Genomic DNA, 24,153 nt, shown 5'->3' with positions numbered 1-24,153 from the left:
GGTATGCCAATACGAGCAGTCCTCGGCCTCGGGCGCGCCCAACTGCGGGGGATCAGGAGCGCTCGGCTTTGGATATGGCGTCGCCGATCCCGTACACGCCGAGCTCTAAGAGACGATCGAGCACATCGAGCAAGGCGGCTCGGTGCGACCGATCGCGAGATTGCGCCAGACCTCGGACCACGAGCTCGCTGATGTACCGCGCGTCTCCCGCAGCCCCGTGCCGGATGTCCGCAGCCTCGTCCCCGAAGATCTCCAAGAAGCGCCGTGCGGCTCGTAGAACGAGATCGTCAACCTTGTCAGGCGCGTGCTGCAGGGTGATCAATAACTGCGGCGTCGCCTGGTCGTACGCCGGCGACTCGATCAGGGCGATTAGGAGCTGAGCGTACGGGCGCAGCGGCAGGTCACGGAGGTGTGCGGCAACACCCGCCGCTTCCTTGCGCACGTCCTCGTTGTTGTCGTTCATCAGCTCCAGCAGGGCTGCCGTAGCTAGTTGACTATTGGACGTTCGGTCGACTCGACCAGCAGCGACGTCAGCAGCGCCGCGCCGCACCCACTCGTCGGCAGCCAGAGCCTGGGCCATTAGCTCAGGGCGACTCCACTCTAAGGACGCAAACGCGGCTAAGGCACCACCCGCCTCCCGGGCCTCGTGATTGTCCGACGCCAGCATCCGCGCGATGACAGGGTCGATCGCGTCCGGGTTGACGTTGCCGATGTACAGCATCAGCTGTTGCACCAAGCCCGATGCTAGGAGCACGTCTTCGGCTTCGATCAGGCGCTCAAACGCGCGGACGGCATCCGGACGCGCATGCCGAAGCGACGCAGCGATCGTGTGGGCAACGCAGGAGCGGACATACAGGACAGGATCGCTGGCAAGGGTCTCTAGATGTGGGCGCACAAGCTCGGTACGCGTGCCATCCACGTCGAACACAAGCAGGTCGCCAAGCGCCTCCGCCATAGTGCCCCGTGTCGTGTTGATGCCGTTGCCGTGCAGATCCTTCGCGCTCTTACCGTCATCGCCTTGACGTACGAACACGGGTGAGTCGTCAACGGGGTCGGCTGCGTGCAGTGCCCGGTCGAGGATGAGCTCAACGAGATCGAGCGGCGCCTGACGGTTAAAGCGACGGATGGCAGTCCCCAACCACCGCTCGTTGTCCTCATGGCCCAACGAGGAGATGTGCCGTACTGCCGTATAGACGTGTTCCGCGTCCTCGTCAGTCCCGACAACCGCATCGCCAAAACCCATCAGGATGGCGTCCCCGTAGGACGGGTTGAAGTCAGCGGTGAACCTGAGCGCCAGCTTCGTGAAGCGGGAGGGATCTGTCTTGACCTGCTCTTGCAGTGCTCGGGACAACTCGCGAGCTCCACCGGTAAAGGAGTCCCAGTTGGTCTCGTCGGTGCCGTACTTCGCCATGGCCCGCAGCCATTGGTCGTCAGACATCTTGGCACTTGCGTCAGGAGCAATCGGCGAGCCGATGAAGCCGCCGCGGATGCCCGTCGGGGCCGGCGGTTCGTTGGCGCCGAACTTGCGGCGATACTCCCCCAATCGGCGCGTGCCATCGGCGCTCAACCGAGATTCATCAAGCGCCGAGAGGAACGTGAACGCAGCGCGGCCACCACTACGACGGCTCTCGTAACGATCTTTGAGGTCTCGCACTGCCAGTTCGAGCTGCAGGTGAACCGCGTCAGTCAGGTGCGGAGCGATGGCTGCCACGAGTTCACGCGCGACCCACGTGCTGTCCGACATATACCCGCACCGCAGCCGCGTTCCGCCTTGAAGAAGCAAGCTTGCCGACCAATCCGCGAACTCAGGACACGCGGCAATCAGTGCCCGATAGAGCAGGAACTGCGAAGCCTCGTACGGATCGGCAGACAGCGTCTCTAAGACTGGTCGCAGCTCGGCCGGTGTAGATCGACCAACGTCCTCCAGAGCCCGCATGGCGGCCGCGAAAAGGACGTCTTCCAGCTCGCGCTCGTCATGATCCTCGTCCGGGTAGCGCATGCTGAAGTGCCTGTCTCGCACCACACCGTCATCGTCGCGAGGGTCGTAGGCGGCGACCGCCATGACCTCGCGCAGATACGGCACGACAACATCGAGGAACTGACGAGGCTCGGCCGCGGCCGCGGTCCGCACCAGTTCGGACAAGCTGTAGTCGCGCAGCGCCAGGTTGATGACCTTGCCATCATCGTCGACTGCTAGCGCGTCGGCTGGGTCGATGAACCGAGCCTGCAGCAACTCGATCGCCCAAGCCGGCTCGTGCTCAGCCAACTCGTGTGCCGATAGCCAGAGTTCTTGGTCAGCGTCGCGGTAGGCACCGCTTCGGACGGCATCCAGGAACACGTCGAAGAGCGGTCGGAACTTGTGCAGGTCCGCGGTGCTGACCACGGAACGAACCCACAGCAGGTAGTCAGGCAGGTGTTGGCGAGCCTGCAGTAGCTCGACTACGGCACCACCGTGCTGCACCGTTCCGCTGAGCATGATGTTAGCGGCACGGTCTTTCCACACCTGGTCGTCGCTATCGAGCCATTCGGCGATCGGTCCATCGTCGTACAAGCGGGCGAACCACTGCGGTCGACGTAATTGCTGCCATATCCGACTCTCAAACGACGGCTTGCTAGCCGCGACTTTGAGCGCTACGGCAGCGTCATCACTCGTCGGCGACTGCAGATTGGCTAAGACTGCGAGAGCGGTCTCCTTGATGTGATACCGAACAGCGGGACTTATCAGTAGTGCCTCTAGTTCACTCAGGAATCTGTCGGCGTCACGCTCGTGCAGGTGCTGCAGGATCTGACGTATCTGGGAGCGACGAAACAACTCCTGTTCGTCACGCTGCAGAAAGTCGACCAGGTTCTCTGAGCGCGAGACCCACTGGCGGGCGAACGTGTAATCGAAGAAGGCTTCGTGGAAGAATGCGATGCGGTCATCTTGCTGAGCGAGCACGTGCTCGGACACGAGCACGTTGGCGTCGTCGATCAGGTCATCTTCGTCCAGGACTTCGATCGGGACGGAGAGCACCTGACGGTCACTGACCGCGTTCGCGATCCGAGCAAGGACTTCGGCGTAACGCACCGTGTCGCGGCGGGCCTTGACGGCCTGGCGCTTGCGTTGCCAGAACGCCTCGAACAGTGACCCCTTCGACTCGAAGGCGAGGGCATCCGCCTGTCCAGCAATGCTGCTGAGGAGAACCAGGTGCAGTGGAGTTCGCAGCAACTCACGCTGCGATGCGCTCAGACTGGTCGGGTCAAGCTGCATCTCGGTGACGGCGTGCTCAACCGCCTCAGTTGACAGCAGGGCTACCGGCACGGTTTGAAGGTCTGGACGTGCGGCCAGGGCTCGGATCCGATGGTCGTTGTCGACGTCGAACTCCCGGCAAGCCAGGACTACACGCATTCCACTGACCGACAGAGCCTCGCCGATCAGATCGACGACAACGTCGAAGCTTTCCGGCATACGGCCGGACGCCAGACTGACTGCATCAAGTTGATCGATCACCAGGTAGGCATCCCGGCCGTCAGCAGCCATGGCCAACGCAGCGGCGGGCGAACCGTCAAGACCCAGCTGCCGTCCGAGATCGACAGTTGATGCGAAGCGATCCAAGCGGTCGAGACGGAAGGCCAAGATCTCGGCTCCACTGTCGACAGCGCTCTCAGCCAGCTGTTCGAGGGCCGCACTCTTGCCACCGCCCGCCGTCCCCACAACGAGCCCCACTCGGTTGACCTGAAGGGCCGACGCAAGCTCAGTAGCTTCGCTACGGCCGATAGCAGGTTGCAGCAGCTCGCGTTGCACCGTGCTCCGCCAGCTCGTGGTGACTGCTCGGACTTGCTCCGCCGTCGAGGCGCGGGAGCTAGCAGCGAGCGGCTTGATGCCATGCTCCTGCAGCTCTTCGAGGAAGTTGGCACGGACCAGACGCTTGCCGAGGTTGCCGAGGACGATGTCCCCCAGAGCCAATGACGCTAGGTGACCGGTCGTGCCCTCCAAGCTGAGCTCGGCCAACATCCCGTTTACCCGAACGATGTCGTGCTCATCGTGGACCTCGAACCACATGCCGCGGAGGGTGCTCCAGGCTGCAGCCGGGCTACCAAGAACCTCGGTCGCCGCGAGTTCATCGAAGGCGTCCGACAACTCGTTGGTAAGCCAGTTCCGCGTGAACGCTTGGAGGTCTGACGACTTACGTGCCCGTTCCGAGAGCTCGCGAAGCGGACCGCAGGGAACAAGTGAGACAAAGTGATAATCATGACCAGCAGCCACGTGCTCGGCCGCGGCGGCGAAGATGTTGAGACGATTGAGCGTCTTAATGTTCCACTGATTACTGTTCCCATCCTGACGCTTCAGCTGATGAATCTCAACCCGCGAGCCCGCCACATAGGTGAACTCGGAACCCTTGCCCAGCTCGACGTCAGACTCTTCGGGGGTTAACGAACGACTAGCGTCCAAGATGCAGTACAGGGCGTGTCGAATAGTCCATGCCAGTTCGTACCGGTTACCGATCTTGTCGGTTTCGCCACCGGGCCTAGGCGCCATGAACCCACCTTGGGATCGACAAAGCGCGCGACCCGTAGGCAATCATACGAGCAACCATCGTGGACATAATGCACTTATTATATGCCTCGAATCGCAGTGGGCGATACTCTCGCACCTCTACCGAGGCACGTTTCCTCAGCGATGCCCGTACTGACCGGAGCCCTACCGATCAGTGCTTCGTGTTGCGCGCTGGGGACTCGTTCTTCGAGCCGGAGTCGCTGTCCCGGAACTGTCCGTCCCGGCCCTGAATCCGAACCTCACCGTCACCACCGAGGTTCTCAACGATCTCTCTGGCGCGATTCGATCGCGTCCTTCTGCGTACTGAAGTGCGCTGACGCGTTCGCGGACTTCCTTCACCACGACCCAGCGCGTCGCGCTGCCCGGATCGCGCCTGTGGCGTGCCGGATCTACTATTCCGCAACCCGACGAACGCTGTGGTGACAGCCGGCCTGGAATGGAACAGAGAAGACATGCGGGTTCGACTGTGGCCAGTAAGCGGCTCGATGCCCGTCATAGACATCTTGAACTGGGAGGAAGCGACCCTCGTGTCGGGCACATCCGGATGGCTGCCACTTTGCTGGGGCTGCTCGGTACACCTCAACCTCCTCAACATTCTCGTCAAGAAGCCGCGCGCAGAGGCCGCGCACATACCAGGTGTTGAACTCGCTCGTAGCAAGTAGTTCACAGGCTTGCCCGAGGTTGACGACGCGCGATCGGGTCACGCCGTTCCGGACGTACAACTCGGAGCTGCGCATCATCCCGTGCCCGTTGGCGAGCGAGAGGTACAGAGACTCGTCGTCTCCGGCACGGATGGCGTCTTCCATCAGCGTCCACCAGAGATCAACGCCCAATGGAGTCAGCCGGTCGGAGACGTACGGCTGAGAGCCGTCCCGTTCCGCCTCGAACTCGCGGCGCATGTACGCACGGGTTGTCTCATCGAGTTCATCTAGTGCGAGCACCACGGCGGACCTCCTCGAACAGTTGTTCTAAGGATAGGCCATCAAGACGCGGCGTCCGCCGGCTTCCGGTCGTCGTGTCGAATCCTGGCCTAGTCCGGCGCGGCGCGACTGTCGGTGACCGCTCGTAGCGTTCGGACATGCATCTACAGACAAAGCACCTCATTGGTGGAGTCGAGATCAAGGTTGGTACGCGGCTCCTCCAGCACCACAGCCTCCTACAGCGGGCAATCGTGATCGCTGCCGTTTGTGACAGCGTTCAGCCAATGCGCTGGCATGGCGAGGTGGCGTTGTTCGGGCAATGCATCCTGCGCACCGAGTCGGTCGCGTCCGACGCTCTGGCTGCGCGAGCCGCCGAAGACGCGTTCGCGGCCAAGGCGCTGGCCCTCTTCGCGGCCTAGACATGACTGCTGCCGACGAGTTCCGGGTCGAGCCTGACCCGCGGATGGCACAACTAGTGGGAGGCATTGACGAGGCAGGCCGTCCGTTGCCTATGAGCCCCGGCCGACTTCGCCAATCCGTCGCCAGCTGGCCCATCACCCCAGGCACACCCCCAGGAGTAGCCGGCCTGCTGCAGACCAGCCGATCCCTGTTCGTCCAGAGCTACTTCGTCTACGAGTTTCTGACGCTGGCGGTGTTGGTCTCGCTTCAAGCGGTAGAGACAGCACTCAACGTCAGGCTCGACGCTCCGCGCCTCTCCTTCGAGAAGCTCATTGTGCGGGCTGGTCGTGAGGGCCTGCTCAACGAGGAGGCCAAGGACGGCCTACACGCCGGACGTGGGCTCCGGAATCACTTCAGCCACCCCAGCGAGCAAACCGCATGGTCATACGGCATGACGGCACCGATCGTCCGGCGCTCGCACGAACTGGTCAGCGAGCTTTTCCCGACGACTGACTGATCGTTCGTGAAGCCCTACAGGCGCTAGACCCGGGACTGCTGAAGGTTCGATTGTCGCCCTGCTGTGCATCTTCCCCCGCCATTGTCGGTGCGCCCCTGCACACTCAGGTTCGTGACGAGATCCAGGCGATCGGACAACCGCCGTCGACCCAACAGCCAGACGAGCGTCCATCCACGAGGCCCTGAGGCCCCGCGGTACATCAACGACCCGTTGCAGCACGAGATGGAGCGCTACGTTCTGCAAGGCGGCACGGAAGAAGCCTGGCACGCCCTCCACGCGTCCCTCCGCAAGGCAGCCGAGGACGCCGAAGAAGAACTGCCCGCCGTCTACGCGGAGCTGCGCGCACTTATCGCGAAGACTAACCCCATTGTTCTGTATGGGGCGATCGACGTATACGACGCCATGCGGCGGTCTAACATGCCAGGACCCGCGAACTTTGGCAGCGACGCGATGGTCGAACTCCTCGGCGGGTTCGTCACCAGCTCCGACGAAGTGGAGATGCTCAACCGCATCAGCGCCACCTTCGCACCCGAACACCTCCAAGAAGCAGATCACTTGCTTCGACGGATCGCCAATCTGCGCTTTCAAGCCGGCCGCAGGGGGAGTTTCGACAGCGATGGCGGGCCGCGCTCCCGGGTCTTGAATCTCTTGAGGCTCGAGAACGACTTCGACCGCATGGCCGGCTTCGACAAGCACGTCCGCCAGATCGCCGCCGAGGTCTTCAGCCGTGTCGACGAACGCGTCGTCGACACATTCGGCTTTCGGCTCACCGAAGCGCTTCGATTCGCCGATCTTTACAGTCAGGTACGAGTGCAGCACGCGCAGCATGCAGACGACTACATTGACACCTCTTACCCGGCCCTTCCGCCGGATGTCACCCAGGCGCGGCAACAGGCCTGGATGATCGGCCAAATCGTCTTCTGGGCACTCACGGCCGCAGCGCCACTCGAAGGAACGGACTTCGACGACGTTCTGGCCGAGAACCTCGATATCGACCCATCCACCTTCACCAAGCTGGTCGAAGCGCTGAGCACACGTATCGGCTCGGTAAGCGCCGACGACGCGCTCAACGACAACCCTGTCCGGACTCGACCGATCATTGGTCTCAGCAGCGGCGAGTGGATGTGGCCGCGGCCCATCGACTTCATCCACGCCGCCGTGGAATGGGGCTATGCCGTCGTCCAAACGAACGCCAGACTCGCCACGGCCTACGACAAAGCACGACACCACACCACTGAAGATCTCACCGAGGAAGCTCTACGCGCCGTCTTCGGCGATCGAGTCCACCGGGCAGTGCGCTACCCGACCGCCGAAGCCGACGCCGAAATCGACGTCCTCGTCGCCCTACCCGGAGTCGTCCTCGTCGTCGAATGCAAGGGCGGACGGTTCAGTCGCGCAGGCCGCCGGGGCGCCCCACGACGCGTCGACCGTCACGTCCAAGACATCGTCGACCGGGCCAACACCCAGAATGCACGCACCGAAAGCGCCATCCGAGACGGTTTGCCATTCACCGACACCGATGGGCATCTAATCGACCTCGATCCAAGCGCGACCGTCCTCCCCATGACAGTCACTCTCGACCGCATGGACCCCTTCAGCGCCTACCTTGGCTTCTCCGAGGACGGCGACCGCAGTCAGCGCTCCTGGATCATCAACCTCGCCGACCTCCTCCTACTCGCGGAAGTCCTCCCAGCACCAAGCGACTTCGCCGCGTATCTCGTCGAACGGCGAACAATGCTCGCCGACGAAGTCTCCGTCTTCGTCGAGGCCGACTCCCTCGGCGCATGGTGCGAAGACCGACTTGTCTCAATCCGCACCCTCACCAACGCCCACGGCACTGTCGTAGCAAGAATGGTGAGCAACACCTCGGACTGGATGAACGACTACTTCACCACCGAGACCATCACCGAACTACAGGGTGAGGTGGAAGCGCATCACTATCGGAGGGCCCACCCCAAAGCCGCCGAGAGACCGAATACACGTGTCCCACCGCCAGTCATGGCTGCTCTTGACAGCATGCTCGCGCGTGACGACCCGAACTGGCTGGCCGCCACTACCTCGGTCCTCTCCGTCGCGCCGCGATCGTGGAACGTATTGACACGACTACTTGCCGCAGTCGAAGCCGCAGGCGGTAGGCCGCTCGGAAAAGGCAAGGCCAAGCAACTGCGCCGAGCAGCTGGCGGCCTCAACATCGACAACAAGGTCGTCATTCAGGTCACGCTTACTGCGGAAGGGCTCCCCCGACTCGCCATTGACATTTCCTAGCGGACGCTGTCAGGCCGACGACCGAGTGACACCCATGGTGAACTAGGCCCGGGCCGCGCACCGAGGCAGGTCACAGGATCGCGGGGTTGTGCAGCGGACCCGAACAGCCGACGTCTGCACCATCAACACGTGTGTCATACCGCCGCGACGCCCCTCCTCGGTCACCGCGATCGACGAGTCCGCCGTGCAGCAACGTACACATAAGCCGCCCGTCGGCGTGAGTTCAGTCGGTCTCCTAGGGACGGCGCAAGCGTCGCAAGCACCCCCACCGCTCCGAGCCCCACGCCAGCAAGTCCTCCGGTGATACCTCCAACCACCATGGTGGCTGCGGTCAGGCCGCCCGGCAGGACGGCCTTCCAAGTTCGATCAGATGCCGAGACCTTCTGCAGGCTGTGTGAAGCGGCCTCGAGCTGGTGACTGAGTTCAGTAATCGCATCAATCTTGTCGCCGTCACTTCGAGCCGTCATTAGACTCGCGCGTACTTGGTGGCGTAGGTCCGCTACGGCGGCCTCGTTCTTTAGAAGCTTGACCAAGTCGCCACCGCTTAGGCTGGTCAGTTCAGGAATGTCGGCCCAGACAGCGGCTTGCGCTGGTCCCATCCTGTGCGTGCGCTCGCGCGTACGAAGCAAGCGAGCTTCAAAAAGGGAAGCCGAGACATATTCCGCACCGAAGACGTCTGCAGCGACCACGCGTTCGTGCGTTCGCTGCACCAGTGCGCTGATCGCCGAGTTTTTCACCTGGGCAATCCACGACTCGTAGTCAAATCTGGAATCGAACGGCTGCAGCATAAGCGTCCTGAAGTGCCCCGTCTCTTCGTCGAGTGACTCTCGGTCGATGTGCCCGTGTAGCCAGAAGTTCACCGGCTCCCGCGCGAGATCGTCGGCCGCTCGCACGAACAATGCCTCGCGAGCCGTCGGCCCCTCGATGATCAACTGAGTTCGGACCCACGAGACGAGCTCTGACTGCTGAAGATCGCCAGCAGTGAGCTCCTGAGCGACCGGTCCTTGCGCTGCCATCGCCACCCCTGGCGGGACGGGGATGGCGATGCCTCCAGAGAGCAGGTCGGCGTGTTTCAGTTCTGCCGTGGCGTCGTCGACCAATTGCTGCATGGTCGGACTTCGGCGCAATGTGTCGAAGACCCGGTCGGGGTACAGCACATGGTCGGCAAGTAGCAGAGTGCGACCGAGGAACTGAGCAAGGTCGAGTTCTTGATTCCACAGCATGGCTGGCCGCGGCTGCTGCCTCGCGAGTTGCGCAACGGTCCGCACCGTTTCTGCGGCAAGCGCATACAGTGCCGTTGTTACGTCGCTGGACGGCGATTGTTCCGTAGGTCGCATCCCGGCAACCCGCCTGAGAACCTCAACTCGCAAATTTCCCAGCTCTTCGACCGCCATTACGTCTGGGCTTGGGGCTAGGGCAGCGCCCAGATCCGCTTCCCAGTTGGTATACGTGATTGCTGTTGGTGCTGGGCCGTCCGACGGCAGAGTAATCGCGGCGCCGCCGGGCAGCATGGTCTGTAAAGCTCCATTAGCTAGGGATGTGGACGGGCTTAGAAACATGCTGCCATCGCCATCCGGCGGAAGTGGCGCACCGGGCTGCGAAGGAGGCCTCTGCAGGCCGTGGCAGACCTTGTACTTGCGATCGGAACCGCACCAACACGGCTCATTTCGGCCGTACGGAGCGAGCAGGTCGGGTCCGTTCAACCGCTCATCCTCTGTAGTGATCGGGCATACGCGGACCATAGTCGCCACAGGCCTGTGCAGGTAGTAGATCTGTTGCCAACCGGCGGATCTGGGGCTGCCGCGCGGTCCAGCGACCCCTCGATGCGCGTCTTACCGGCTCCCTTCTGTTGTCAACCTGCTGGTCTGAGGGAGTCGTCGCGGTGGGTCTTCCGGGTCGCCGTGGCCGGAGGTAGCGTCGGTTGCGCGGGTCCGGGAAGTGGCTGATCCGAAGTGTCGATGTGCGGGGGCAGGTCGACCGCGCTGGATTCTTGAGACGCCCCGCAGTGCCCTCCCGGACCCGTACCAACGTCGCGGCCAGTGGCCGCTGCGGCGTCCTTGACGAGCTGGTGGTAAATCGCGTCCGAGATCCTGCGCTTGAGGCACCGGATGGCCTCCAGCGACTTCTTTCCCTCGGCCCGCTTGCGTCTGTAGTAGACCCGACCCTCGGTGTCGAGCCGGATCTGGCTGATCGCGGCGATGTGGATCATGTGGTTCATCCGGCGGTTCCCGGCCCGGGATAGGCGATGCCGGTTCTGCTCCCCTGACGATGCGTCCAGGGGTGCGGTGCCGGTCCAGGACGCGAACCGATTGCGGTCGGCGAACCGCGCTACGTCGCCGACGTCGGCCAAGACCCGGGCGGCCACGACCGGGCCGACGCCATGGATGTCCATCAGCCGCGAACCCCGAGCGAGGACGATCGTCTTCAGCTCGGCGGTGGCCTTCTTGATCTTTGCCTCGACCGAGATCAGTTCGGCGAGCTCCTCGGCAGCGATCCGGCGCCGGGTCTTGCCCGCGATGTCGCGCGGACGGACGGTGGCCAGCATCGTCTTGGCCTGGCCGGTGGTGATGTCGCGTTTCGCTTGGCCAGGTAGGAGTTCGGCCAGCAGCGCCTGGAGCCGGTCGACGGTCTGGACCCGCCGCCGGGTCAGTGCTTCGCGGCGGTCCGCGAGCATCCGCAACGCTTCGAGCTCGCCATCGACCCGGAGGACTCGCAAGGTCTTGGTGCGGACCGCGACGATGGCGATCGAGTGCGCGTCACGGGCGTCGGTCTTGCGGTTGTGCCCGGTGTCGAAGAGCCTGACCCGGGCAGCAAGCTTGGCCGGCACGTCGACGACCTGCTCGCCGTCTTCGAGGAGTCGTTGTGCGAGCGGGCGTCCGACCCCGTTGGCGCCCTCGACCCCCCAGAGCCGGTCCGGCCAGGTCTTCGCGTACTTCCGCATCGCTGTGTAGCCGGCCTGGTCGGTGGTGAACCTCCCAGAGCCGAGCAGGTTCTCCTGCTGATCGACGACCTCGATCGTGGCCGACAGCTTGTGAGGATCGACCCCGATGATCACGTGCTCCGCCTGCTGTTCCATGTGTTGCTCCCGCCTGTGCTCGTTCCGATGTGGACGGCGAGGTGGGCATTGCTACTACGAGCTGGGCAGTCCCTTCTGGAGCCACGCCTCGTCAGCGGTGCCCGGCGGGTTGCAGACCGATAGAGAGCCACACCGACAAGCCGGTGGGCAGCCGCATAGAGAGCTTCCCGCCGGACACCTGGACCGAGTCTGGCCAGACACCGGCCCTACGGGAATCGTCTAGTAGCCGCATACGACGTCACGTGCGGCTGCCACGGTCGCGGGTCGTATCGCCATCGCCATGCGGCAGGTCCGATCGCCACCCTCACGACGGGTGATGGGACGAAGACCGTCGCGGTAGCGTTCGCCCGTTCGGTCTCCTCAGGGGGGTCGGCCGTCGCCGACACTGCGGACTCGGTAGCTCCCGTTTTGCGCTGCAATTCCTAGGTCGGTCTCCGCCGAACGGGTAGCCTCCACCAGACCGAAGAACAGGAGGCACGGTGGACACGGCGTTCGGTGGAGAGCTTCAGGTCTGGTCGCACGGCCACGCCGGACAGGTGCAGTCCGCGCAGGGCTTGCTCGTCGAGCGCACAGGGTTCTACATGCGAATCAAGGCCGCCCAAGCGGCCGAAACATGGTTGCACTACGCCCCGGCGTCGCATCTCAGCGTCTTCGGCTGGCCCGTTCTGCTTGGGGCATTGATCGAGTTCCGCACCAGTGGCTCTGCCCACTTGGCACAGGTTGACATATGGAACGGCGCCAATCAGCTGGCCTCGTCCGGGGGGATGCGTGCGACGTCGACGATCGGTGAACCCGGAGAGGGCGCGCAGTTCGCACACGGGCGCCTCATGGTGCCGCTGGCAGATGCCCCGCAGTCTGATGCCGCGATTGGTGTTTCCATACTTATTCGACTGCCGCTGGACAGGTCGGGCAAAAGTTCGACAGATATTGACACTCTCAGCATCGTCGGGGTAGGCCTTGAGTACGGCTAGTGAACGCTGCCGCCCCGAGAACGATCTAAACAGATTGCATGGCTCGCAGCACATCGACTATTCCAGCACCCTGGAATGTGCGCTCTCGTCCAAGGTCAGTTGCCGTTGTACACAATATTTGCTTCACGAGCTCGGGACGGCCGATCAGTTCGGGATTGCGGGCGAGCAGCATGGCTGCAGCTCCCGAGACATGCGGGGCAGCTTGGCTAGTTCCGTCCTTCGACGCCGTTGAATTGGGCCCACTGGCGGAAGTGATGTTCTCGCCTGGGGCGAGAAGGTCGGGCTTGTGCCGACCGTCGGCGGTCGGACCCTTGCTGGAGAAGTAGCTTGCCCCATAGCGAAGCGGCTCGAGGCGGTGGGTTGCGCCGACTGTGATGACGTCATCGGCGTTTCCAGGATCGGTAATACCCAAAATCGAATAGCCGGCCCCGGCTGTACGGAATCCGGCCGAGGCAGCGAACCCGGCGTTTCCTGCAGCTGCGACAACGACAACTCCGGAGCGTACGAGTCGTCGCGCCTCCTTGCAAACAGGTGTCCAGCCGCACGCGTCGCTGGCTGGATTGTAGGGAATTGAGAGACTGAGATTGGCCCCGCAGACCTGCAGATGGCGGGGATCTTGAGCGTTTACGGCTTGGATGTACTGCATCGCCAACAGGATGCGATCTTCCCACCCGAAGTCCTCGACACCGCCGGCACCGCCGCCATCGACAGCGTCGACTACACGTAAATCCCAGATGTTTATGTCGGGGCAAATTCCGTGAACGGGCTCTCGAGCCTCGTGCGGTCCCGATCCCGCGAGAATTCCGGCGACATGAGTGCCGTGATTTGATCTCGGCGGACTGTAGCGCGGTGTCGTGCCATAGACACGTACATGCGGTTCGAGCGCCTTTACCAGCGATTCACCACGCTGCAGAGACTGCGACAACGCGACGATGTCGACTTGGGTGAAGTCGATGGTCCGCGTTACTCGACTACCAGAGCCTCCGCGCGCTTTGAAGGCGGGGTGGCGGGCATCGACGCCGGCGTCAAGGATCGCCCAAACAAGGCTAGAACAGTCGACACTAAAGACTGACGAAGCAGCATCGGCCTTGATCGTGCGCCGTGACGTCGAGACCGCGGTCTTCGAACGACGATTGAGGTTGATGCTCGCTACGAGCGGACCGGATTCAGATCCAGCGAGGTCTCCTTGCCGAGATGACCAGTGTTTGCGAAGGGCCGCAACCATCCGATCGACATCCGCGATGGCACCTGGCAACTCGCCAGGGAAGGCACAGTCATATCCCCACACTCGCGCGATCACATTCACAAGCCAGGCGGCCCGACGTGTCGCTCCGGAGTTCAGGAGGTCCTCAGCTTGGTCGTCTCTGATCTCGCCGGACGCCGACCTGAGATCACCGCGGGCAGAGTCGGCCCGGAGCAGTTCTGCCACCGCTGACCGGTCCATCTGGGAAAGCACCGCAGCTACGTCGGCCCACGATGTGTAGGGCAGCAGAGCGACAATCTGGTGTAGGGCAGGTCGGACAAGAATCCAGGATCCGAAGGCTGCTAGGCCATCGCTTTCATCGCCCGGCGGCTCATCGGCACGGTTATCACGGCTCTGACTTAGATCGCGAATTCTATCGCCCTCACCATCGCCTCTAACGGGTGGCGGTAGAAGCAACCTCGCTGCAACTGGTTGAAGGTCTGGCCGAGTGGGCTGGAGCGGAGGCGCGTTTCGAAGGGCCTGCTGCAGCGTTTCTACGTCGAATGCCGACGCCGAACTCCGCTCGATTAGAAGTGCCGGGCGGTGATCGGCACCCCAGAGGGCATACTCACGCCAAACCTCGTAGCGTATCGGACAATCGACGGCATCGAAGCGCAATCGATCCTCGACGAGAAGCCGCTCGATCTGGTCGCCAGGGATTCCGGTCATGGTGCAGGAACTTGATCCACTGGTGACTCTCGCCTAGGCCTCGTCGTCTCCGAGATCACCCTGTTCCTCCCATGCGACGTCGCCGCTGGCCACGGAAGCCGTTCCGAGGGGTCCAAGCAGCTTGACCTTGTGGGCGCGAAATAGTGGTGTCGCGGCCAAGCTTGAGAACACGTCATTTGCAGACATGGTCGACTTCAACGTGAAACCAGCTGAGATGTCACCCAGTTGAAGACCGGAAACGTTCGGGCTGCCGGCGGCTTCGAGTTCGAAGCTTGAGCCACCCTCGGCACTGGCGAGGAATGTCATCGATTCCACGTCGGTCACTGAAGTGACGATTCGCCGGCGGAGGTCCCATGTCCACTTGTTGACCTCCCCGCGGACGTGGTCCCAAAACTCGTCGACATCAGCGATGCGGCGGAATCGCGCGCCCTTCATGGCGAGCGCGAACGCGTTCTTGTCATTGAGCGTGATCTTCACGCCGGCCTTCGCCTCGGCTACGAACTTGAACTTCGGGTCGAGCGTGGCCGCCGCCTTGGTCTCAATGTTGCAGCCGCTCGTCGCCGAGGGTGACCAATCGGCAGGGGTGGGATCTTCTACAACATCGATCGAGACCCCCGCCCGTTTGGCCAAGTTGCCGACGACCGTCCATGTCCCTGCGTCCGGCACGACGATGTCCCCGAGTTGCAAGGGCTGGCCGGGCGGGTATGAGAAGTGCATCGAGTACTGCGCCCGCACCTGTCGGGTGATATCGGCAGCAAAACCCATCATCCACTCCTCGCGTAGGGGTCACCTTCGTCGGCAGCCACATCATGGCTTATCAAGTTGGTATCCGCACTCGTCGAGACTGGAACGACCGAAACCCGCCGTCGTCGAGTCGTGGCATCCGGAGGTTCGGCTAGACGCCGGCTACGACGAGCTGTCCTACCACTCATGCCTATGACGTAGGGGCCAAGCATGCCTAGGCAAGGACTGGTGCGTCATACCCCCGCCAATGCCCTACCAAGCCGGTTTAGGTTCGTCGGTGGAAGCGGACGCCGCCGTCGGGGAGCCGCTCGGAGGTGTAGGTGGGGTCGTGGGCTCGGTGGTGGTGGTGGGAGCAGAGCAGCATCCCGTCGGCCAGGTCGGTGCGGCCGCCGGCGGCCCAGGGGGTGCCGGCGTGGTGGGCTTCGCACCACGGGGCGGGGATCTGGCAGCCCTCGGCGCGGCATTCGCGGTCGGTCAGGGCCAGGGCGCGGCGTTGGGCGCGGGTGAAGAGGCGTTGGGAGCGGCCGAGGTCGAGGACCTCGCCCTTTCCGCCGAGGACGGCGGGGACGAGGTGGGCGGTGCAGGCCAGGCGACGGGCTTCGTCGGCGGTGATCCGGTCGGCCGAGTCGCCCGGTGCGGGGTTGCCGAGGGTGGCGGTGCCGAGCTCGGCGCGGAGCGACTCCAGCGACATGGTCACGACGAGGGTGGTGGCGTCGCCGCCGTGGATGGGGAGCCGGGTCGGGTCGAGGGTCTCCAGGAGTTGGCAGAACGCGCGGGCGGTCTTGCGGCCGTGGGGAGTCCGCCGCGCTTGGGCCGGTTCCGGGTCGGCGTCGTCGCGGCGGGGGTTGGTGAAGGCGTGCAGGTAGGTCGCGAGGCGGGCAGCGGAGGCGTCCGGGATCAGTCCGCTGATGCGGGTGGTCCCGTCGCCCATCGGCCGCAGTCCGAGGCGCATCCGCTGGTGGGCGGAGGCTTCGAGGTCGGCCAGGTGGCGGGCCTCGGCGGCCTCGGCGAGGTCGGGGGCGATGACGTCGAGGATCCGACGACCCAGGCGCCCCAGCTCGACCGGGTCGAAGCGGGCGGCGTACGCCACCAACGCGGCCTCGGCCCGGTCGACCACGCAGGCGTCGACGTCGGCCGGGAGCTCGGCGAGGGACGCCGCAATGGCCTGGGCCTGGTCGAGGTTCACCTCACCTTCACGGACCGCCGTTGCCAACACCGGACGGTCGGCCAACACCAACGCGAGGCGGAGGTCGGCAGCACAGTCACCACGACGACGCCGCGTCGCGGCTGCCGTCCATGCCCCGACGTCCCGCGCACCCGACTCCTCGGCCACGTCACCGGCGTCGGCGGTGACCCGCAGTCGCAGCTCGCCCACCCGGTCCTCGATCGCGGCCAGCTCAACCAGGGCGGACGCCTTGTCGGTGGTGGTCATGAACGCCGGGTTCACGTCGGCCACCGACTTCAGGGCACCGTCAATGACCTGGGTGGCGACCCGGATCGGGTGGTCCATGCGAGCCTCCGAGAGCTCAACAAACGAGTGCGTGATGATGCCCCCATTCTAATCGAACGCACGTTCGACCGCTTGGATCTTCCACAGGCCTTCGGCACCCACGACGAGGTGGCCGACCCCTCAATCTGCCCGGCGGGTTCAGCAAGGAGGGTCCAGGTCTGCGACCGCGTTTCGCGCCCGTCCGACTCGCGCGGCAGCAGACTGCAAGGGAAGGCAGCTCAGCGCAGCCAGGCCAGCACGACCCGCGCGGTCCGCTCCAGCTGGGCGGGCTCGACCACGGCGGGGACGTCGCCGGGGGAGTGGTAGCCGGCGTACGGGGTGCTGCCGAGGCGGACGGCCGGCATCGCCTCGCGGGCGAACGACCAGTGGTCGCTGGAGCGCTGGCCGGTCTCGGGGAGCGTGGGTACGCCGGCGCGGGCGGCCGCCGCGAGCACTCGCCGGGTGGGCGGGTCCAGGTTGTCGGCGGGGCTGCCGACGGGGACGGCCGGGCCGACGCCGACCCGGTCGAGCGAGATCATCCCGCGCAGGGTGCGCCGCTGCTCGGGGGTGAGCGAGGCGACGTACGCGCGCGAGCCGTAGTGGTGGTGGGAGTCGCCCTGGCCGCGCGGCTCCTCGGAACCGAACGCGATCAGCACGACCGGCAGTCGGCTGCGCCGTCCGGACAGGGCCTCGGCGACGGCGAGCAGGACCCCCACCCCGGACGCGTTGTCCTCGGCACCGGGCGAGCCGACGACGGTGTCGAGGTGGGCGCCGACGGCTAGCCAGGGCTCTCCGGGTCGGACGTCGCCGCGGGTGGCGAGCACGTTCACGGACGGGCCGGCCGCGACGGGGCCGTTCCAGGAGTAGCCGGCCGGTGTCGGGAAGCGTTGCCGCTCGACCTGCCAGCCCAGCTCCTCGAGCCGGCGCTGCGTCCAGGCTGCTGCGCGGAAGTACGCCCGGGTGGTGCCGGGCCGGGGGCCGATCTCGTCCGCGAGGTGGCGGACGGCGGCGGTCGCTGTACGGACCCGGACGTCGTCGGGCGAGACGCGCGGCTCGGGCTCCGCGGAGGCCCGGGGCGGAGTCGCCTTCGGTGTGGGGATGGGCGTCGGGGCGGCCGAGCCGGACGTCGGAGCGGCCGGACGCGGCTCGCCCGAGCACCCCGCCGCGAGCGCGGCGAGCGTGAGGAGCGCGGCGGCTCGGCGCATGCCCCGAGTCAACCAGGGCGCACCGATGATGGGGTCGTGCGTCGGACTCTCGGAATCGTGTTCGTGCTCCTCGCGCTGGCCCTGGCCGGCTGCGGCGAGGTCGCCGGCCCCGGCTCACCGGCCGAGCGCGACGCCGTGCGCGACGCCGAGCGCGACGCCGTGCGCGACGCCGAGCGCGAGCACGAGGTCGCGGCCGACCCCGAGGCACCGTCGACGAGATCGTCGAGGCCGGCCGGCCGAGCGGGATCGAGGTGTCGGGCACGGGGGAGGTGCTGGTGTCGTACCTGGTCGAGTCCGACGACGACGAGGGACCGCAGGCCTCCGCCTGGAGGTTGTACGACGGCGAGCGCGTCCTCGCCGACGGGCACGCGCACCGGGTGTCGGAGGCGAGCGCGAGCCCGGGCCTCTGGGCCCTCGAGGCGGGGTTCCTGCTGCAGCGCGACCCGGCTCGCCAGCGGTACGAGGTGCTGGGCGTCGACGGCACCCTGACCCCGGCGACCCGGTCCCCCGAGCCGCTCCCGGTCGAGCCGGGCGACCTCCAGCTCGACGACTACGCGAACCTCGTCTTCCGGCCCTCGACCGGCACCGTGTTCGCGGCGCCGCGCAGTCCCGCCGGACGTTCGGCCCAGGGACAGGCGGTGGACGAGACCGGGGGCGTCTGGGTCCTGGGTGAGTGGGGTGACGAGCTGCCGGTGCTGCACTCGGCCGACGGTGGGTCGAGCTGGGAGCGGGTCCCGATCTCGCTGCCGCGCGACGCCCACCCGCTGGGGATCGCGGTGGCCGGCGACCGGGTCGTGGTGCCGCTCGCCGGTCTCGACGAGGACGGCGGCGAGCGGCTGCTCTCCCTGCAGGTGCGCGACGTCGCAGCGCCGGGCGCCGAGCCGTGGCGCGCGGTGCCGGCCCAGGTCGGCGCGGGCGAGCAGTGGTTCGGCGCCGATGTCGGCGTGCTCCCGGACGGCCGGCTGCTGCTCTCGGGGTGGGACCAGCCGGGCTACGCCGTCCCGCTCGACGGCGGCGCCTGGGAGCCGCTCGCGCTGCCGGACGTCGGGGGCGACGTCGACGGCTGGTCGGTGCGGACCGCGGGCGGCCGGCTGTACGCCCTGAGCTGGCGGCTGGCCTCGGCGTACACCTCCGACGACCTGGGTGAGACCTGGGACGTGCTGCCCAGGTAGCGCTCATCCGGGTCGGGTCGATCGACCAGCGCCCGTACCGCCGGGTCACCCGCCAACGCCTTCCGAGCCCGGTGCAGGCGGACGCGGGCCGTGGCAGGGCGGACCCCCAGCGCCGTGGCGAGCTCGGCCGTCGTCACGCGCTCCCACTCGACGAGCCGGAGGATCTCCCGGTCCCCGGAAGGCAGCCGGGCCATCGCCGCTGCCACGGTGGCCGTCGTCAGGCTGTCCTGGTCGGCCACCGGGGAGTCGTCGGGGCGGTGCGCGAGCTCAGCGGCGGCGCTGCCTTCCCGTGCCTGCCGGCGGTGGTTGGCCTGCAGCACCTTCTGCGCCGTGCCGAAGAGCCAGGCCCGGCGCATCATGGGCGCGGGCAGGTCGACCCGCCGACGCCAGGCGATGGCGTAGACCTCCGCCACGTCGTTCTCGGCGTCGGCGGCGCCCCGGCGGCGCAGGTAGGCGATCAGGTCGTGGACCGTCGCGCGGTAGAGCTCCTCGAACTCCTGACCGGTCAGGGGGCGACCCATGTCACGGGACCCGGTGCTCGGCGGGCACCGCAGCGGGCAGGTCCGGCATCAGCTCCGGGACGCAACGCGTGTACTCCACGAGGGGCCGGCCCACTGCCTCGGCGTCGCGTCCTCGGGCGGCCGCCACGACGAGCGGGAGGTAGGCGAAGACGGTGTTGTCCAGGTAGGGCTCCCGCCGGGTCGCACCCGTCTCCGAGTCGGTGACCCACTGCTTCTTCCAGGTGAGCGTCTGGAGGGCGTCGACGTCGGTCACCGCCGGCCAGGTGCGCGAGGCCTCGAGCATCTCGATGGCCTCGGCGCGGCCGTCGGCGTCACCGGCCGCCGTGGTCGCCGCCCAAGCGTTCGCCCAGGAGCAGATGGCCGCTCGCGCCGCCTCGGCCCGCATGCCCCCGGTGACCTGTCGCATGGACCAGTCCTCGTCACCGCGGGCCCGCGCCATCTCCATGCCCGCCGCGTCCCGGCGGGCGAACCTCACCTGGTCGGCCACCGCGATCTCCCGCGCCCCGTCCGAGGGGAAGGGGATGTCGGAGATCTCCTCGCGGAGCACCTGCTCGTAGTCGGCGCCACTGGGGTCGATCAGCTCACCGGGACCGCCCAGTCGGATGCTCTCCGGGTCGGTCTGGAACTCGCCGGTCCGGGCCTGCCACACGGCCGTGCCGGCCACGGCCACCCCGGACGTGCCCAGGACGAGCGCGGCCAGTCCGACCCCCCACGCGATCCGTCGCCGGGGGCGCCGGGTGGCTGCGGGAGCCGTGACGACCTCGGCGACCACGTCCCAGACCCGATCGACCTCAGCCTCGGTCGGTGTCGGGACCAGCGGCGCCGAGTCAGCGACCAGTCGTGCGTGCTCGTCGGTCCACGAAGGCGTGGGCATGGGTCCTCCAGCAGCTAGGTGAACATCCTTCACCCCTACATGTCGCTGCGTTACAAGCAGCGGCGCTGCTGGTGCCGACGGCGAGCCCTCAGAGGTACGGCGTCGCCGCGTCGCTCAGCCAGGCCGCCAGGTGGCGGGCGAAGGCGGCGCGGACGTAGAGCCGGAGCGTGTTCGGGCCGACCCGGCCGATCGCGACCTGGGCGCCGGCGAGGGTGCCCTGGACGCAGCCGCCGACCGGTACGACGGAGAGGTCGATCGGGCAGCCGTGCGCGATCACGGTCGCAGCGTGCTCGCCGGTCAGCACGATGGTGGTCCGGTGGGCCGAGACGTCGGTCGCCGCGGCACCCGGACCGCGCAGCTGCCCGGCCAGCGGGACCTCCAGCGCCGGCTCCGACGGCGGCGGGCCGTCGACCAGCCACCAGTCCGGCCCGAGCCGCCAGACGTGCCCGGCCGACGGCGAGACGCCCGGCGCGACGCTCGGTGCGACGTCCGAGCGCACCTCGACCAGCGAGCGGAACGGCTCCTCGGCCATCGTCAGCCCGAGGCCGACGACGCCGAAGCCGGTCCCCTCCAGCGGCGAGCGCCGCAGCGCGAGCACGTCAGCCGTCACGGCGGGCCTCCTCCTCGTCGTACGACACGGGCCCGGTGACCCGCACCGGCACCGGCACCAGGTCGTCGACGGCGTCGAGCACCTCGCCGATCCGGTCCCGGCCGCCGTCGAGCAGCGCGAGCGCGAACGGGCGCCCGTCGTGGCCGGCGGGGTAGGCGCTGGTGACGTGCCCGGCCATCGGCACCGGGTACGCCGTCAGGTCGGCGCCGTGCGCCACCAGCTGGGCACCCTCGGCGATCCGCGAGGTGCCGTCGACGGGCTTCAGGCCGACCAGGTGCCGCCGGTCCGGGCGCTGGGCGTCGGCACGGGCCAGCGAGCGCTTGCCGATGAAGTCGACCTTCTTCTTCGAGACCGCCCACCCCAGCCCGAGGTCGTACGGCGTCACGGTGCCGTCGGTGTCCTGCCCGACGATCGGGAAGCCCTTCTCGGCCCGCAGCACGTGCATCGTCTCGGTGCCGTACGGCGTGATGCCGTACGCCGCGCCGGCCTGCGCGACCGCGTCCCACAGGGCCGCGCCCCACCAGCTGGGGACGTCGATCTCGAAGGCCAGCTCGCCGGAGAACGAGATCCGCATGACCCGCGCCGGGATCCCGGCCACCGGGGCGGAGCGCCACTCCATGAAGCCGAACGCCTCGGCCGAGCAGTCCAGCTCGGGTGCGAGCGCGGCGACCACCTCGCGCGAGCGCGGTCCGGCCACGGCGACCACCGACCACTGGTCCGTCACCGACGTCATGCTCACGTCGAGCTCGGGCCACTCGGTCTGGTGCCACTCCTCGAGCGCGTCGAGGACGGCGGCCGCGTTGCCGGTGGTGGTCGACATCAGCCACTCGGTCTCCGACAGTCGGGCCGTGGTGCCGTCGTCGATCACCATGCCGTCGGGGCCGCACATCACGCCGTACCGCACCTTGGCGACCTTCAGCGTCGAGAACAGGTTGGTGTAGACCCGGTCGAGCAGCACGCCGACGTCGGTGCCCTGCAGCAGGATCTTGCCGAGTGTCGAGGCGTCCATCATCCCGACGCCGGTGCGCACCGCCCGCACCTCGCGGGCGACGGCGTCGTCCAGAGCCTCCTCCGGAGCGGGGAAGTACCACGGCCGCTTCCACTGCCCGACGTTCTCCATCGGCGCGTGCGCGACCCGGTCGTGCAGCTGCGAGAGCCGGACCGGGTCGGAGAGCAGGCCGCGGTTGCGGCCGGCGAGCAGCCCGAAGGAGAGCGGGAGGTACGGCGGCCGGTACGTCGTCGTCCCGACCTCGCCCACGGGCCGGCCGAGCTCCTGCGCGAGCACGCCGACGCTCAGCACCCCCGAGCCGCGGCCCTGGTCCGCGCCGGTGCCGATGGTCGTGAACCGCTTGACGTGCTCGACGCCGGTCAGGCCGGCGGTGTGCGCGCGCCGCAGGTCGTGCAGGGTCGCGTCGCGGTGCGGGTCGAGGAAGACCCGCTCCGGGTCGCCGACCGAGGAGCGGAAGTGCGTCGCCGGTAAGAGGTACGTCGGCCGCCGGCCCCCGAGCTCGCCCGCCGCTGCACCCACGGTGCTTACCCGGTCATCGAGCGCGGACCCGGGCCCGGGCAGCGGCACGAAGCCCGCCACCTCGTCGGACCACCGGGTCCGCCCGCCGGCGTGGCTCCACAGCTGGACGGCCGGGTTGGCGCCGCCGCTGACCGCGAGCAGGTCGGCGTCGTACAGGCCGGCGCTGGTGTGGACCCGGGTGAGCCGGCCGTCCTCGGGGCCGTCGGTGCCGGTCACCTCCCCGCCCAGGTGGACCGGGATCCCGCGGGCGGCGAACGCCGCGGCGAGCGGCTGGCCCATCCCGTCTCGGACGTCGAGCACGGCCAGCACCTCGACACCCGCGTCGGCCAGCTCGAGTGCGGCGTGCAGACCGGGGTCGTGGGCGACCCAGACGACCGCGCGCTCGCCGGGCCGGACCGCGTAGCGGCGCAGGTGGTCGGCCGCCGCGCAGGCCAGCATCACGCCGGGTCGGTCGCCGTCCTCGAAGACCAGGCCCCGCTCCTGGCTGCCGGTGGCGAGCACGACCCGGCCGGCCTGCAGGTGGTGCAGCCGGTCGCCGGCGATCTCTGGGAGTCGCTCGACGGCGACCAGGCGGCCGTGGCCGTAGAACCCGGTGACCGTGGTGCGGGTCCGGACGGTGACGCCGTCGAGGCGCTCGAGGAACGTCGCGAGATCGCGGCCGGGGGGCGAGTCGGCGGGCAGGTCGGCCGCCGAGCCCCCGAGGGCGGGCTGGTCGTCGACGAGCAGCACCCGGCCCTCGCCCGCCTCGGCGGCCTGGGCCGCCGCGCGCAGGCCGGCCGCCCCGCCGCCGACCACCACGACCTCCCAGTGCGAGAACAGCGTGTCGAGGCGGGTCGTCTCCGGATCGGGCGACAGCCGGCCCCGGCCCGCGAGCCGCTCGACCGCGAGGCCGTCGTACACCTCGAGCAGGGTGGCCTGCACCATCGGCTCGCCGCCGCGCGAGAGCACCTGGACCCAGGCGTTGGGCTCCTCGGGGCCGACGCCGACGACGCCCCGCGGGCGGCCGGAGTAGATGCCCCGGCCGACCAGCGGCAGGTCGGCGGCGAGCATCGCGGAGGCCAGCGTGTCGCCGGCGTACGCCTCGAGCTCCTCGCCGTCGACACTCACGCGGATCGGGCGGGAGCGGTCGATCCGGGTGCCCCCGGTGTCGAGACGCCGGCTCACGAGGGACTCCTGATCTCGTCGGTGACGGTGTGCCGCTCCACGGTCAGCCAGCGCCGGCAGCCGGCGCCGTGGAACCAGCGCTCGCGGAGCCAGCCCCGCGGGTTGCTCCGCACGAAGAGGTACGACGACCACGCGGCGTCGTCGAGCGCGCCCGGGTCCGCGGGGTAGTCGACTCCGGCCTCGCCGCCGTAGTGGAACTCGGTCTCGTCGCGCTCGCCGCAGTGCGGGCAGGGGACCCGGATCATCGCT

18 protein-coding genes are annotated in these 24,153 nt (G+C 67.3%); 5 read left to right on the top strand and 13 right to left on the bottom strand.

Translation table 11 applies throughout. From position 1 onward, the window contains the following. Positions 1–52: 52 nt before the first annotated feature. Both MUB56_RS02620 and MUB56_RS02615 read right to left on the bottom strand, forming a co-directional pair. On the bottom strand, positions 53–4,519 hold the full coding sequence (locus tag MUB56_RS02620; protein WP_244930362.1) for a hypothetical protein: 4,467 nt from the start codon (positions 4,517–4,519) through the stop codon (positions 53–55). 410 nt (positions 4,520–4,929) lie between these two features. Next, positions 4,930–5,481, bottom strand: a complete 552-nt coding sequence (locus tag MUB56_RS02615) for a hypothetical protein (protein ID WP_244930361.1) — start codon at positions 5,479–5,481, stop codon at positions 4,930–4,932. Positions 5,482–5,615: 134 nt separating this feature from the next. Here MUB56_RS02615 and MUB56_RS02610 point away from each other — a divergent pair, with 134 nt between their 5' ends. The 3 genes from MUB56_RS02610 (at position 5,616) to MUB56_RS02600 (ending at position 8,638) form a co-directional block, all read left to right on the top strand. Beyond that, on the top strand, positions 5,616–5,876 hold the full coding sequence (locus MUB56_RS02610) for a hypothetical protein (protein WP_244930360.1): 261 nt from the start codon (positions 5,616–5,618) through the stop codon (positions 5,874–5,876). Between the two features lie 2 nt (positions 5,877–5,878). Next, positions 5,879–6,373 carry a hypothetical protein gene (locus tag MUB56_RS02605; protein WP_244930359.1) on the top strand — a complete coding sequence of 165 codons (495 nt, stop codon included), beginning with the start codon at positions 5,879–5,881 and terminating at the stop codon, positions 6,371–6,373. A gap of 222 nt (positions 6,374–6,595) precedes the next feature. Continuing rightward, the gene (locus MUB56_RS02600) at positions 6,596–8,638 is read left to right on the top strand and encodes a nuclease-related domain-containing protein (RefSeq protein ID WP_244930358.1); all 2,043 of its coding nucleotides are present in this window, start codon (positions 6,596–6,598) and stop codon (positions 8,636–8,638) included. Positions 8,639–8,799: 161 nt separating this feature from the next. Here MUB56_RS02600 and MUB56_RS02595 read toward each other — a convergent pair whose 3' ends face one another. Further along, entirely contained in the window at positions 8,800–10,149 is a 1,350-nt protein-coding gene (locus MUB56_RS02595) for a hypothetical protein (protein WP_244930357.1), read from the bottom strand. A gap of 341 nt (positions 10,150–10,490) precedes the next feature. Then, positions 10,491–11,714 (bottom strand): IS110 family transposase, encoded by a 1,224-nt coding sequence (locus MUB56_RS02590; RefSeq protein WP_244930356.1) that lies wholly within the window; start codon positions 11,712–11,714, stop codon positions 10,491–10,493. Between the two features lie 479 nt (positions 11,715–12,193). On the opposite strand from MUB56_RS02590, the gene MUB56_RS02585 reads away from it, so the two are divergent. Next, entirely contained in the window at positions 12,194–12,685 is a 492-nt protein-coding gene (locus MUB56_RS02585) for a DUF6623 family protein (protein WP_244930355.1), read from the top strand. 25 nt (positions 12,686–12,710) lie between these two features. On the opposite strand, the gene MUB56_RS02580 is transcribed toward MUB56_RS02585, so the two are convergent. Further along, positions 12,711–13,940 (bottom strand): S8 family serine peptidase, encoded by a 1,230-nt coding sequence (locus MUB56_RS02580; protein WP_244930354.1) that lies wholly within the window; start codon positions 13,938–13,940, stop codon positions 12,711–12,713. Between the two features lie 531 nt (positions 13,941–14,471). Between MUB56_RS02580 and MUB56_RS02575 the strand changes: the two genes are divergently transcribed. Next, positions 14,472–14,612, top strand: coding sequence for a hypothetical protein (locus MUB56_RS02575; RefSeq protein ID WP_244930353.1), 141 nt, complete (start codon positions 14,472–14,474; stop codon positions 14,610–14,612). Between the two features lie 18 nt (positions 14,613–14,630). Here the strand turns inward: MUB56_RS02575 and MUB56_RS02570 are convergent, their stop codons facing one another. The 8 genes from MUB56_RS02570 to MUB56_RS02535 all read right to left on the bottom strand — a co-directional run bounded on the left by MUB56_RS02570 (position 14,631) and on the right by MUB56_RS02535 (position 24,149). Continuing rightward, positions 14,631–15,362 (bottom strand): hypothetical protein, encoded by a 732-nt coding sequence (locus tag MUB56_RS02570; RefSeq protein ID WP_244930352.1) that lies wholly within the window; start codon positions 15,360–15,362, stop codon positions 14,631–14,633. A gap of 244 nt (positions 15,363–15,606) precedes the next feature. Continuing rightward, on the bottom strand, positions 15,607–16,851 hold the full coding sequence (locus MUB56_RS02565; RefSeq protein WP_244930351.1) for an HNH endonuclease signature motif containing protein: 1,245 nt from the start codon (positions 16,849–16,851) through the stop codon (positions 15,607–15,609). Between the two features lie 218 nt (positions 16,852–17,069). After that, complete coding sequence (locus MUB56_RS02560; protein WP_244930350.1) at positions 17,070–18,035, bottom strand: M28 family peptidase; 966 nt, start codon at positions 18,033–18,035, stop codon at positions 17,070–17,072. 991 nt (positions 18,036–19,026) lie between these two features. Next, positions 19,027–19,728, bottom strand: coding sequence for a sigma-70 family RNA polymerase sigma factor (locus MUB56_RS02555; RefSeq protein ID WP_244930349.1), 702 nt, complete (start codon positions 19,726–19,728; stop codon positions 19,027–19,029). A 1-nt stretch (position 19,729) separates the two neighbouring features. Next, positions 19,730–20,602 (bottom strand): hypothetical protein, encoded by an 873-nt coding sequence (locus MUB56_RS02550; protein ID WP_244930348.1) that lies wholly within the window; start codon positions 20,600–20,602, stop codon positions 19,730–19,732. Between the two features lie 88 nt (positions 20,603–20,690). After that, positions 20,691–21,212, bottom strand: coding sequence for a sarcosine oxidase subunit gamma family protein (locus tag MUB56_RS02545; protein WP_244930347.1), 522 nt, complete (start codon positions 21,210–21,212; stop codon positions 20,691–20,693). Continuing rightward, a complete protein-coding gene (locus MUB56_RS02540) occupies positions 21,202–23,904 on the bottom strand; it encodes a 2Fe-2S iron-sulfur cluster-binding protein (RefSeq protein ID WP_244930346.1) in 2,703 nt (900 codons plus the stop codon). The genes MUB56_RS02545 and MUB56_RS02540 overlap by 11 nt, the downstream gene beginning before the upstream one ends. Further along, positions 23,901–24,149 carry a sarcosine oxidase subunit delta gene (locus MUB56_RS02535; protein WP_244930345.1) on the bottom strand — a complete coding sequence of 83 codons (249 nt, stop codon included), beginning with the start codon at positions 24,147–24,149 and terminating at the stop codon, positions 23,901–23,903. Before MUB56_RS02535 ends, MUB56_RS02540 begins: the two co-directional genes overlap by 4 nt. Between the last annotated feature and the right edge of the window lie 4 nt (positions 24,150–24,153).

Source organism: Nocardioides sp. W7, from assembly GCF_022919075.1.
Classification (GTDB): domain Bacteria; phylum Actinomycetota; class Actinomycetes; order Propionibacteriales; family Nocardioidaceae; genus Nocardioides.
Note: the sequence above shows the minus strand (reverse complement) of the source record. Positions and strands in the feature narration are given on the sequence as shown.